Raw genomic sequence first — 12,209 nt, forward strand, 5'->3', positions numbered from 1 at the left:
CCGAACGATCACTGCCGGGGGCGCACGCTGTCCGCCATCCCCCGCAAGTCGTCCCCGGACGCGATAGGCGCAGTCTCCCCGCGATCGTCGGTGTCCGCGCCCAACACCACCACCGCTGTACCCAACGCCGTGGCTAGAGCGACCACGGTGACCACGCCCCGCGTACTCGCGCACCGGTCGGCGACCTCGCCTGCCGTGACTTCCGCGTCCGCCTTGATAAGCGTGCCGCGGGCGCCATCCCTGACGATCGGTGTCGGCCGCGACAGCGTCACCTTCGCCGTTTGGCTCCCGTCGCTGTATTGGTCTGCCGCGATGGCCGCCGCCAACTCCGTCGCCACCTCGGCAGGGTCGCCGTCGACGCGTCCGCTGCCGGAGAACGCCCGCCCGTACTCGGCCCCCTGGCACAGGTACGTCCCGAAGTCCGCGAGGTGGGTGAGCACGGCGCCGGAGGACGACTCCAGCGTCTCGGATTCCGGGGCGAGCGCCCAGTTCGACGGCACCTCGTAGCGCAACCCGGCCTCGGCGTCGTCGACCACCTGCCACCCGGGAACGCTCGGCGCGGCGGGGGCGGCCTGCCTGGTTCGGGTCGGTGGCACGGCGGTCACCCGCGGTGCGTCCGGGTCGTCCTCGTCGGACCCGAGGACGGCGACGGTGGCCAGCACCGCCACGGCCGCCGCGAGCGAGAGCGCCGCGATGGCCGCCCGCTGAGTGCGCACCTGATGACCGTAGCCCAGCCGCGCCGGGGCCCGTCGCAGGCTGATTTCAACGCACGTTGACTTCGGGCCCGTCGCGGCCCTACCCTGAGCGCAGAATTCAACGACTGATGAATACGGAGAACCCGATGTCCAGCTCGCGCCTGGTCGCCCTGCTCGCGGTCGTGGGTGCCGCGGTCGCCGCCGTCCTCGGCCTGCTCACCTTCGGCAGCCAGGCCAGTGCCCGACCCGACGGCGTCCCGCTCGCGATCGCCGCCGCCGACCCGCTGCGCCCGGTCGCCGAGAAGATCGCCGCCCACGGTGGCGGGGCGGTCTCCTGGCGGGTCGACACCCCGGACCGCGCCCGCGCGGCCCTGGCGGACAAGGAGGTCTACGGCGTGCTGGAACTCGGCGCGGCGGGGCCGACCATCGTGCTGTCCGGCGCGGTCAACCCGCAGGGCACCCAGATCGCCCAGCAGGTCCTCACCGGCGCCGCGGCGGCCCTCGGTGGTCAGGTCCGCACCGAGATGACCGCACCGGCGAGCACAGCGGGTCGGACCGCGCCACTGGCCGCGTCGGCGCTGCTGTGGATCGCCGGGCTCGTCGCCGGAGCCGGACTCGTCGTACTCGGCGCCAAGCTGGGCTTGAAAGCCACACCCGCTCACCGGATCGGCCTGATCGCGGGAGTTAGCGTTACCGGAGTCGCTGTGGTCGCTGGCTTCTTCGCGCTGTGGGACTCCGGACTACCGCTGAACTTCGACGTCTTGGGCTACCTCTTGCTTACTGCCGTGGCGTTCGCGGCGTTGCAAGGCGCGCTGCTGCGCTACCTCGGCATTCGCGCCATGGCACTGCTGGGACCGCTCTACCTGATCGCCCCGGCCGTCGCGGGTCAGGTCCCCGAGATGCTCGACCCGGCCTATCGCGCGCTCTTGTGGTCGTGGACGCCGTTCCGGTTCGCTGCCGAAGGTCTGCGCAGCCTCTTGCAAGGCACCCCCGACGCGCCGGATGTGACGTTGGGTCTGATCGTCCTCGGCAGCATCGCGGTCGCAGGCTTGGTCGCGGTAGCGCTACCGAACCAGCGCAAAGCTGTTCAGCCTGCCAAGTAGCTCAGCCGGACCTTGCGCACCGGGTTGTCCACATTGGTGTCCACCAAGCAGATCGACTGCCACGTGCCCAGCATCATCTGTCCACTCAGGACGGGGATGCTGGCGTACGGCGGTATCAGGGCGGGCAGCACGTGGTCGCGGCCGTGGCCGGGCGAGCCGTGCCGGTGCCGCCAGGAGAAGTCCTTCGGCAGCAGAGCCCGCAACGCGGCGAGCAGGTCGTCATCGCTGCCCGCCCCGGTCTCCAGCACCGCCACCCCTGCGGTCGCGTGCGGGACCCACACGTGCAGCAACCCGTCCACCGCGCCCGCTTCGGCCAGGAACCTCGCGCACCGACTGGTCAGGTCATAGACGACCTCGGTACTACCGGTCGTGATCTCGAACTCCTCGCTGTGCACGTCATCCACCGTAGTGTCGAAGTCGTGCGCATCGCCTTTGGAGAGCAGTTCGAGATCCCGACCGGTTACCTCAACTCCGCCAGCATCGGCATCCCGCCCACCAGGGTGGCCGCCGCTGTTGGCGCTGCCGTCGAACGGTGGAGCCGCGGCGAAGACGCACCCCCGGTGTTCGACGAGCATGTGGCCACCGCCCGAGCCGCTTGGGCGAGCCTGGTCGGGGTAGACCCAACTCAGGTCGCCACCGGCGCCACGGTCTCCCAACTGATCGCCACAGTTGCCGCTGCCGTCCCCGATGGCACCCGGGTGCTCACCCCTAGAGGGGAGTTCACCAGCGTGATCTTCCCGTTCGCCGCCCAAAGCCACCGCGGCGTGACTGTCACCGAGGTAGATCCAGCTGAACTCGTCGACCGCGCCCCCGGCTACGACCTGGTCGCCGTTAGCGCCGTGCAGTCCGCTGATGGGGCTATCGCGGACCTGCCCGGTCTGCGCGCCACAGGCATCCGCGTCTTACTAGACGTCACCCAGGCCCTCGGCTGGCTCCCCATGGACCTGACCTGGGTCGACTGGGTCGTCGGCGCGGGCTACAAGTGGCTCCTATCGCCGCGCGGCGCCTCTTGGCTCGCCGTCCGACCGCAAGCCCGCGAATGGACCCGACCCGTCGCCGCGGGCTGGTACTCCGGAGCGGACCCCTGGGACACCGTCTACGGCCTCCCGCTGCGCCTCGCGGACGACGCACGCGCCTACGACCTCGGCCCAGTCTGGTTTGCCCAGGTAGGCGCCGCGTCAGCACTACCGTGGCTCGCCGGCCTCGACAGGCTCGCCGTGCGTGACCACGTCGTTGGCCTCGCCGACGACCTGCTGACCCGCTTGGACCTGCCGCCGCAAGGCTCGGCCATCGTCGCTCTTGACCTGCCGGGCGCCGCCGAACGACTCGCGGAAGCGGGTGTTCGCTGTTCCACCCGGGCGGGCCGGGCCCGGCTTGCCTTCCACCTCTACAACACCACCGAGGACGTCGAGGTGGCGGTCGCCGCTATCCGACGTGCGCGAGTCGGATGAATCGGGTCGAATGACACCGGCGGGCCACACCAACTACTGTCAGCGTTCGTGTCGGATCCCCAGCGCCCCGGACCGCCTTGGCCCCCCGAGCAGTACAACCGCTCCGGAGAGACCGAGTGGATCCCGCGCGTGCAAGCGGGCCGACGCCCCGACGAACCGTTCCGCTTCCAGGAGCAGGCCCCGGCCCCCAAGAGCAACTCGGCGCTGACCTGGGCGTTGCGCGTCGCGGGCCTGCTCGCCATCGCCCTGGTCTCCGGCCTGGTCTTCTGGTACGTGCAGGACGAGAGCGGCCAGCAGACCGCGCCCAGCACCGAGCAGACCCGCCCGCGGGCCCCGGGCGTCTACACCTTCGTCGCCCATCCGGATGTCCCCCGACCGAGGGTCGACAGCGACTGCCAGCAGCACGCCTACGGCAAGACCCAGCAGTTGCTGGCGCAGCCCGGCCAGTGCACCAAGGTCACCCAGGCCATGTACACCGCCGACGTGGGCGGCAAGCAGGTCCTGGTCTCGGTCTCCGTCGTGCACATGGCCGACAAGGAGAAGGCGGCGGGCCTCATCGCACTGACCAACGAGGACAAGACCGGCAACGTCAACGACCTGGTCCGCGAGGGCGTGGTCAAGGCGGCACCGCTCAAGTCGGTCAGCGTCGGCTACGACTCCCAGCTCAGCGGCACCGTCGTGGTCATCGTCGAGGCCGACTTCGCCCCGGCGGGCGGCAAGGCCGTGGGCACCAAGGCGGACAAACCCCAGCTGGACAAGGTCTGCGCCGACGCGCTGCGCTTGGGCGCCGAGATCGACCCCGACACCGGCGGCTGAACCCGTCGGCGTGAAGTGACGAGAAACTCCTACACCCGGGCTCGCGCCGCCCGATAACCACGCCTGAGGGGTGCCACCGGTGGGTGGCCCCACCCCGGCGTGGGGTCGTCCGCGCACCGGACAGGGAGAGACTCGCATGGCTGATTCAGGGACCCGCAACCCGCTGCGCCGCAGTGTCGGCACCCGGGTGTTCAGCGCCTTCCTCGTGCTCGCCGTCGTCGTCATCGCGCTCGGCGTGTTCAGCCTCACCCAGCAGGCCTCCGTGAGCGACCGGGCCGCCTCGATCTCCGAGGACACCGTCACCCCGCTGGTGGACGTCAAGTCCGTGCAGACCAACAACCTGTCCGCGCTGACCACCGACGTCGTCATGGAGACCGTCAAGGACCCGGGCGCCCTGGAGAGCCTGGCCAAGGGCCGCGACCAGCAGCTCGCCGACACCGACGCCGCCTTCGCCAAGCTCGCCCAGAGCATCCCGGCCGACCTGCAGCCGCTGCTCACCCAGCTCAAGAGCGACAACGAGACCTTCTGGACCTCGCACAAGAACCGCCGCGCCGCCACCGCCGCCGGTGACACGGCCAACGAGGTCAAGTACAACCAGGAGGCCCAGCAGAACCTGCCCAAGGTCACCGCCGACTTCGCGAACCTGACCGACGCGCTGGTCCGCTTCGCCGAGAACCAGCGCCAGGAGATCGCGGACATGACCGCCACCTCCCGCTGGCTGACCATCGGCGTCATCGGCGCCGCCGTGCTGCTCGCCCTCGCCCTGGGCTGGCTGCTCACCCGCAGCATCCGCAAGCCGGTCCGGCACCTGCAGGACTACGCGAACCGGGTCGCCGCCGGTGACCTCACCCAGGACCTCGGCGTGCGCTCCGACGACGAGATCGGCGCCATGGGCCGCGCGCTGCACCACGCGGTCAACGAGATCCGCACCGTGGTCTCCGACGTCGCCGAGTCCGCTTCCGGCCTGGCCACCTCCGCCGACCGCCTCGCGGTCACCAACGGCAAGCTGACCGACGCCGCGGGCTCGACCTCCTACCGCGCGGGCGAGGTGTCCACCGCCGCGGGTCGGGTGTCCGACAGCGTCGGCACCGTATCCGCCGCCACCGACCAGCTCGGCGCCTCCATCCGCGAGATCGCCGCGAACACCTCCGAGGCGGCCAAGGTCGGCGCCGAGGCCACCGCGACCGCCCAGCACACCAACGACATCATCACCCGCCTCGGCTCGTCCTCGGCCGAGATCGGCGACGTCCTCAAGACCATCCGCTCGATCGCCGAGCAGACCAACCTGCTGGCGCTCAACGCCACCATCGAGGCCGCCCGGGCCGGGGACGCTGGCAAGGGCTTCGCCGTCGTCGCCGGTGAGGTCAAGGACCTGGCCCAGGAGACCGCCAGCGCGACCGAGGACATCGGCCGCCGGGTCGCCGCGATCCAGACCGACACCGAGGCCGCGGTGGCCGCGATCGGGCAGATCGTGCAGGTCATCGACCGGGTCAACCAGTTCCAGTCGGCGATCGCGGTCGCCGTCGAGGAGCAGTCGGCCACCTCCGACGAGGTCAGCCGCAGCGTCTCCGAGGCCGCCAACGGCACCAACGCCATCGCCTCGGCGATCACCGAGGTCGCGGGCGCCGCCGACGAGACCTCCCGCGGCGTCACCGACGCCGAGCAGGCCACCTCGGAGCTCACCCGCCTCAGCGGCAAGCTCCAGGAAATGGTCACCCGCTTCACGTACTGACCGCTCCAGTACCGAACGCGGGTCCGGTGACCGGGCAGGGCTCCTCCAGGGGGTCCTGCCCGGTTTCGGCTTGGTGCCCCGGGTCCTAGGACTGACTGGGTTCTAGGGCTGACCGGTTCTAGGGCTGACCGGGTAGCGCGGGCGTCAGCGGGGTGATCCCGGCCGCCTTGCGCCACCTCGTCGCCCGGACCGCGGACTCGGTCAGCGCGAGCGCGGCGGTGGTGCGGACGTCGGCGTCGTCGGTGCGCTCCAGGACCGCCCGCCACGCGACCGCGCAGTCCTGCTCGGCGCCGATCACCAGCTCCAGCGCCGACGCCTGGTTGGTCACCGGCTTCGGCGGCAGGTACGCGGGCTCCGCGGGGGCGGGCGTCGCGCCGGAGGCACCCAGCAGCCGCTCGGTGGTGTCGCGCTGCGCCCGGTGGGCCTGCGCGCCGTCCCCGATCGGCTTGTCGAACGACGCGGGCAGGAAGGCGCTGACCAGCCCGTAGACCCACGCCGCGGCGTGCTCAGCGCCCAAGGCGGCCTGCACGGCGGCCAGTGTGTCCTGCGCCAACGGCGCCCGGGAAGGCGGCACCGACGTCGACACCGGCTGGGTGGACGGGTCTCCGGTGGGCTGGGCCCCGGTCGGCTGGGTCACGCCAGCACCTCCAGCAGACTCGCGCACCCGGCGGCGACCGAACCGACCAAGCCCGCCCGGTACCTGGGCAACCGCGCCACCACGTCCACCGCTTCCTGTCGAGCCTTGGTCAACCCGTCGAGCAGCGCCTGCGCCGCCGCGGGGGGATCGGTCGGGGGAGTGGGCGCCGCCTGGGTCGTCGTGGTCGCGGCGGACGAGGACGAGCTCGGCTTGGGCGGCCGCTCACGGTCCATCTCCGCTCTCAGCACCCGCGCGTGCTCAGTCCTGGCCTCGGCCACCACGGTCGCCTTCGCGGCGAGGTCGGGGACCAGCGCCAGCCCCCGCGCCAGGGCCGCGTCCGCCAGGGCGCGCGCCTCCAGCTCGGCCAACGGGTCCGGTGGCGGTGGCGCCGCGGCCGTCGGCGTGCACGCCGCCAGCCCGGCGGCCCCGACCAGCCCGGCGGCGGCGGAGGTGGCCAACAACAACGCGCGACGGGTGAGGGATCCGGTGGTGCTCACAGTCGGTCATCCTGCCAGGCCCCGGCTCGGGCGGTCGGGAGTCGCCGATGATCGCCTGCGGCGGCTGCCCCCGGGTGGGCGAGATACGCTAGGTGACCACGGTCGGCGGTAGGTACCGCCGACCGGCAGACAATCGCACCATCGACCAGAACAGGGAGCGGCCAACGTGGCCAACGAGGGACAAGGCGACCACGTCACGGCCGAGCTGGAACCCGTGGTGGCGGGCGCCATCGCCGCGGTCGGGTTCGAGCTCGAGCAGCTCGACGTCGCCCAGGCCGGGCGCAGGCGGCTGGTCCGGGTCGTGGTGGACGGCGACGACGGGGTCGGCCTCGACGAGGTCGCCGTGGTCAGCCGCGCGGTCTCGGCCGTGCTCGACGAGCACGACGCCGTCCTCGGCGGGCCCTACACCCTCGAGGTCACCTCACCCGGGGTCGACCGGCCGCTGACCCGCCCCCGGCACTGGCGGCGGGCCAAGCTGCGGCTGGTCAAGATTCGCCCGGTCGAGGGAGACGTGTTCACCGCCCGTGTCGGCGCGGCCGAGGAGGACCCCGACGGCGGGGTCCAGGTGCTCGTCGACGGGCAGGTGCGCAGGGTCGGCTACCGCGAGGTCGCGCACGCCGTGGTCGAGGTGGAGTTCAAACAACCGCCGGTGGCGGAGATGGCGATGCTCGAAGGTCGGGCGTCCGGTACTGAGGAGGACGCGCGATGAACGTGGACATCGCGGCGCTGCGGGCGATCGAGCGCGACAAGGACATCCCGTTCGAGACGGTCATCGAGGCCATCGAGACGGCACTGCTGACCGCTTACAAGCACACCGAGGGCCACCAGCCGCACGCGCGCATCGACATCGACAAGCGCACCGGCCTGGTCCGGGTGCTGGCGTACACGACCGGCACCGACGGCGCGGTCGACGAGGAGTGGGACGACACCCCCGAGGGGTTCGGCCGGATCGCTGCGACCACCGCCCGCCAGGTCATCCTGCAGCGGCTGCGCGACGCCGAGCACGAGCGCACCTTCGGCGAGTTCTCCGCCAAGGAGGGCGAGATCGTCGCCGGGGTGGTGCAGCGCGACACCCGGGCCAACTCCCGGGGCATGGTGGTCGTGCAGGTCGGCGACACCGAGGGCGTGCTGCCCGCGGTCGAGCAGGTGCCCGGTGAGAGCTACGAGCACGGCACCCGCATCAAGTGCTACGTCGTCGGCGTCACCCGGGGCACGCGCGGGCCGCAGATCACGTTGTCGCGCACGCACCCCAACCTCGTGCGCAGGCTGTTCGCGCTCGAGGTGCCCGAGATCGCCGACGGCACCGTCGAGATCCCGGCGGTCGCCCGCGAGGCCGGGCACCGCTCCAAGATCGCGGTCCGCTCGACGGTGTCCGGGGTCAACGCCAAGGGCGCCTGCATCGGTCCGGTCGGCGCCCGGGTGCGCAACGTGATGAGCGAGCTGGCCGGGGAGAAGATCGACATCATCGACTACTCCGACGACCCGGCCACGTTCGTGGGCAACGCGCTCTCACCCGCGAAGGTGGTGTCGGTCACGGTCGTGGACGAGCGCGCCAAGACCGCCCGGGTGGTCGTGCCGGACTTCCAGCTGTCGCTGGCGATCGGCAAGGAAGGGCAGAATGCCCGGTTGGCGGCCCGGTTGACCGGTTGGCGCATCGACATCCGCAGCGACGCGGCGGCCGGTGCGCAGGCAGCTCCGGTATCCGGTTCTGCTGACTGAGCCGGACAAGATAGACTTTCCCATGGTTCGTCATCAACACCCGGTTTCCACGCGCCTGCCTGGGGCAACACCCGTGCGGACGTGCGTGGGGTGCCGGGCGCGGGTGGCGGAGGCGCAACTGCTGCGAGTGGTGCACGCGGATGGGGCTCTCGTGCCCGATCCGCGGCGCAGGATGCCGGGCCGGGGTGCGTGGGTGCACCCCGATCCAGGGTGTCTGGCCAAGGCCGAGAAGCGGCGGGCGTTCCCCCGGGCCCTGCGGGTCCAGGAGGCGCTCGACGTGGCCGGTCTGCGATCGGAGATCGAGCGGATCGCGGACGGTGTCGGGACGGGATACTCCCGCCCCGTGGAAGACCAGAGGAAGCAGGTCGACCCGTCATGAGTCAGCCGTGAAGCTGAAGACATGAACGCGCGACGATAGGACGAGGTCGACGGGACTGCCGCCGGCCTCATCAGACGAGGAGAGCAGTGGCAGGCAAGGCCCGTGTGCACGAGCTCGCGAAGGAGCTCGGAGTCACCAGCAAGGATGTACTCGCCAAGTTGAAGGACTTGGGCGAGTTCGTGAAGTCGGCGTCCTCCACCGTGGAGGCGCCCGTGGCCCGCAGGTTGCGGGACGCCTACCCGGGCAAGGGCGAGGCCAAGCCAGGCCCCCGACCCGGCCCCAAGCCGACCCCGCGCCCCCCGGCGCCGCGCCCGGAGGCGGCTCCCGCCCCCGCCGCGCAGGCCCCGGCGGCCGCGAGCAGCGCCCCGAGCGCACCGGCACCCGCGCCGACTCCGGCGCGGCCCCAGGCGCAGCAGACCGCGCCGCCCAAGCCCGGTTTCGTCCCCGGTCCGCCGCGGCCCAAGCCCGCGCCGCGCCAGGCCGAGCCCGTGCGCGAGCAGCAGGCCCCGGCCGCCGCCGCGCAGGCCCCGGCCGCGCCCGCGGCGACGCCGCCCTCGGCACCCAAGCCCGCCCAGCGCCAGGAGCGGTCGACGCCGCCCCAGCAGGGTGGTCAGGGTGGCGGGGTCGTCCCGCCGCGGACCCAGTCGCCCAAGCCGGGCCCGCGTGCGCCCCGGCCGGGCAACAACCCCTTCGGTGTCGGTGGCGGAGCCCCGTCGCCCCGGCCGGGCGCGCCCCGGCCCGGTGGCGACCGGCCCGCCGGTGGTGGCGCCCCCGGTGGCGACCGGCCGCCGCGTCCCGGTGGTGACCGCCCGGCAGGCGGTCCCCGCGGTGACCGGCCCGCCGGTCCGCGTCCGGCCGGTGGCCCGAACCCGGGCAACATGCCGCCCCGGCCCAACCCCGGCATGATGCCGCCCCGGCCCGCCCGCCCCGCGGGTGGCGGTCGTGGTGGTCCCGGCGGCGGCCCCGGCGGTCCCCGTGGTGGCCCCGGTGGCGCACCCCGTGGCGGTCCCGGTGGGGGCGGCGGCGGTGGAGGTTTCCGCGGTGGCCCCGGTGGCGGTGGCGGCGGTGGAGGTTTCCGCGGCGGTCCCGGTGGCGGTGGCGGCGGCGGTGGTTTCCGCGGCGGTCCCGGTGGCGGCGGTGGCGGTGCTCCGGCCGGTGGTGGCGGTGGTTTCCGCCCCGGTGGCGGCGGTGGCCGTCCCGGTGCCGGTGGTCGCGGTGGCGCGGCTGGTGCGTTCGGTCGGCCCGGTGGGCCGTCGCGGCGCGGCCGCAAGTCCAAGCGCCAGAAGCGCCAGGAGTACATGGACAACATGCAGGCGCCCAGCGTCGGTGGTGTCCGGCTGCCCAAGGGCAGCGGTGAGGTCATCCGGCTCGCCCGCGGCGCCTCGCTGACCGACTTCGCCGACAAGATCAACGCCAACCCGGCCTCGCTGGTGCAGGTGTTGTTCCACCTCGGTGAGATGGTCACCGCGACCCAGTCGGTCTCCGACGAGGTCCTGGAGCTGCTCGGCTCCGAGATGAACTACACCGTGCAGGTCGTGTCCCCCGAGGAGGAGGACCGCGAGCTGCTCGACTCGTTCAAGATCAGCTACGGCGAGGACGCCGGTGACGAGGACGACCTGCAGGCCCGCCCGCCGGTCGTGACCGTCATGGGTCACGTCGACCACGGTAAGACCCGCCTGCTCGACACCATCCGCAAGACGACGGTGCACGAGGGCGAGGCCGGTGGCATCACCCAGCACATCGGCGCCTACCAGGTCGCGACCTCGCTCGAGGACCGCGAGCGCCTGATCACCTTCATCGACACCCCCGGTCACGAGGCGTTCACCGCCATGCGTGCCCGTGGCGCCCAGGCCACCGACATCGCGGTGATCGTGGTCGCCGCCGACGACGGCGTCATGCCGCAGACGGTGGAGGCGATCAACCACGCCCAGGCGGCCGCCGTGCCGATCGTGGTCGCGGTGAACAAGATCGACAAGGAAGGCGCCAACCCGCAGAAGATCCGCCAGCAGCTCACCGAGTACGGGCTGGTGGCCGAGGAGTACGGCGGCGACACCATGTTCGTCGACATCTCGGCCAAGCAGGGCACCAACATCGAGGGCCTGCTCGAGGCGATCCTGCTCACCGCGGACGCGGCGCTGGACCTGCGGGCGAACCCCGACATGGAGGCCCAGGGCGTGGCGATCGAGGCGCACCTGGACCGCGGTCGCGGTCCGGTGGCCACGGTCCTCGTGCAGCGCGGCACCCTGCGCGTCGGCGACTCGATCGTGGCGGGCGACGCCTACGGCCGGGTCCGGCGCATGGTCGACGAGTTCAACGAGGACATCCTCGAGGCGACCCCGTCGCGTCCGGTCCAGGTCATCGGGTTCACCTCGGTGCCAGGCGCGGGCGACACCTTCCTCGTGGTCGAGGAGGACCGCACGGCGCGCCAGATCGCCGAGCGGCGGGCGGCCAGGAACCGGGCTGCGCAGAACGCGCAGAAGCGCAAGCGCATCAGCCTGGAGGACTTGGACGCGGCGCTCAAGGAGACCAGCCAGCTCAACCTGATCATCAAGGGCGACAACTCGGGTACCGTCGAGGCACTCGAGGACGCGCTCACGAAGATCGACGTCGGCGACGAGGTCGAGCTGCGGGTCATCCACCGCGGCGTCGGCTCGATCACCGAGGGCGACATCAACCTGGCCATCGCGGACAACATCATCGTGATCGGCTTCAACGTCCGCGCCGAGGGCAAGGCCACCGAGCTGGCCAACCGCGAGGGCATCGATGTCCGCTACTACTCGGTGATCTACCAGGCCATCGACGAGATCGAGGCGGCCCTCAAGGGCATGCTCAAGCCGATCTACGAGGAGGTGGAGCTCGGCCGCGCCGAGGTCCGCGACGTCTTCAAGTCCTCCAAGGTCGGTACGATCGCGGGCTGCATGGTCACCTCGGGCGAGATCCGGCGCAACTCCAAGGCCCGGCTCATCCGCAACGGGGCGGTCATCCAGGAGGGCCTGCCGGTCAGCTCGCTGCGCCGGTTCAAGGACGACGCCGTCGAGGTCCGCGAGGGCTTCGAGTGCGGTCTGACGCTCGGCTCCTACAGCGATCTCCAGGTCGAGGACATCATCGAGACCTACGAGATGCGCGAGAAGCCGCGCACGTAAGTGGCAACGACCCCGGGGGCCGCTCGCGGCCCCCGGG

The 12,209-nt window shown here is 72.1% G+C and carries 12 protein-coding genes; 8 read left to right on the forward strand and 4 right to left on the reverse strand.

Annotated elements, in window-relative coordinates; all coding sequences use genetic code 11:
- Positions 1–8 precede the first annotated feature (8 nt).
- Positions 9–716 (reverse strand): DUF8017 domain-containing protein, encoded by a 708-nt coding sequence (locus tag LV75_RS26380; RefSeq protein ID WP_253889737.1) that lies wholly within the window; start codon positions 714–716, stop codon positions 9–11.
- Positions 717–841: 125 nt separating this feature from the next.
- Between LV75_RS26380 and LV75_RS26385 the strand changes: the two genes are divergently transcribed.
- Complete coding sequence (locus LV75_RS26385) at positions 842–1,798, forward strand: YhgE/Pip domain-containing protein (protein WP_308211041.1); 957 nt, start codon at positions 842–844, stop codon at positions 1,796–1,798.
- On the opposite strand, the gene LV75_RS26390 is transcribed toward LV75_RS26385, so the two are convergent.
- The gene (locus LV75_RS26390) at positions 1,783–2,193 is read right to left on the reverse strand and encodes a YjbQ family protein (RefSeq protein WP_253889976.1); all 411 of its coding nucleotides are present in this window, start codon (positions 2,191–2,193) and stop codon (positions 1,783–1,785) included. The two genes, LV75_RS26385 and LV75_RS26390, sit on opposite strands and share 16 nt — an antisense overlap.
- Positions 2,194–2,217: 24 nt before the next feature.
- Between LV75_RS26390 and LV75_RS26395 the strand changes: the two genes are divergently transcribed.
- The 3 genes from LV75_RS26395 to LV75_RS26405 all read left to right on the forward strand — a co-directional run bounded on the left by LV75_RS26395 (position 2,218) and on the right by LV75_RS26405 (position 5,797).
- Positions 2,218–3,249, forward strand: a complete 1,032-nt coding sequence (locus LV75_RS26395; protein WP_253889977.1) for an aminotransferase class V-fold PLP-dependent enzyme — start codon at positions 2,218–2,220, stop codon at positions 3,247–3,249.
- Positions 3,250–3,297: 48 nt separating this feature from the next.
- Positions 3,298–4,065 carry a hypothetical protein gene (locus LV75_RS26400; RefSeq protein ID WP_253889738.1) on the forward strand — a complete coding sequence of 256 codons (768 nt, stop codon included), beginning with the start codon at positions 3,298–3,300 and terminating at the stop codon, positions 4,063–4,065.
- 136 nt (positions 4,066–4,201) lie between these two features.
- A complete protein-coding gene (locus tag LV75_RS26405; RefSeq protein WP_253889740.1) occupies positions 4,202–5,797 on the forward strand; it encodes a methyl-accepting chemotaxis protein in 1,596 nt (531 codons plus the stop codon).
- Between the two features lie 118 nt (positions 5,798–5,915).
- On the opposite strand, the gene LV75_RS26410 is transcribed toward LV75_RS26405, so the two are convergent.
- Entirely contained in the window at positions 5,916–6,434 is a 519-nt protein-coding gene (locus LV75_RS26410; RefSeq protein WP_253889742.1) for a ferritin-like domain-containing protein, read from the reverse strand.
- A complete protein-coding gene (locus LV75_RS26415; RefSeq protein ID WP_253889744.1) occupies positions 6,431–6,931 on the reverse strand; it encodes a hypothetical protein in 501 nt (166 codons plus the stop codon). The genes LV75_RS26410 and LV75_RS26415 overlap by 4 nt, the downstream gene beginning before the upstream one ends.
- Positions 6,932–7,097: 166 nt before the next feature.
- Between LV75_RS26415 and rimP the strand changes: the two genes are divergently transcribed.
- The 4 genes from rimP to infB all read left to right on the forward strand — a co-directional run bounded on the left by rimP (position 7,098) and on the right by infB (position 12,172).
- Positions 7,098–7,640 (forward strand): ribosome maturation factor RimP, encoded by a 543-nt coding sequence (gene rimP, locus LV75_RS26420; RefSeq protein WP_253889745.1) that lies wholly within the window; start codon positions 7,098–7,100, stop codon positions 7,638–7,640.
- On the forward strand, positions 7,637–8,650 hold the full coding sequence (gene nusA / locus LV75_RS26425; RefSeq protein WP_253889746.1) for a transcription termination factor NusA: 1,014 nt from the start codon (positions 7,637–7,639) through the stop codon (positions 8,648–8,650). The genes rimP and nusA overlap by 4 nt, the downstream gene beginning before the upstream one ends.
- 22 nt (positions 8,651–8,672) lie before the next feature.
- Positions 8,673–9,029, forward strand: a complete 357-nt coding sequence (locus LV75_RS26430; RefSeq protein ID WP_253889748.1) for a YlxR family protein — start codon at positions 8,673–8,675, stop codon at positions 9,027–9,029.
- 86 nt (positions 9,030–9,115) lie between these two features.
- Positions 9,116–12,172, forward strand: coding sequence for a translation initiation factor IF-2 (gene infB / locus LV75_RS26435; RefSeq protein WP_253889749.1), 3,057 nt, complete (start codon positions 9,116–9,118; stop codon positions 12,170–12,172).
- The last annotated feature ends 37 nt before the right edge of the window (positions 12,173–12,209 follow it).

The organism is Actinokineospora diospyrosa, assembly GCF_024171925.1.
GTDB classification, from domain to species: Bacteria; Actinomycetota; Actinomycetes; order Mycobacteriales; family Pseudonocardiaceae; genus Actinokineospora; species Actinokineospora diospyrosa.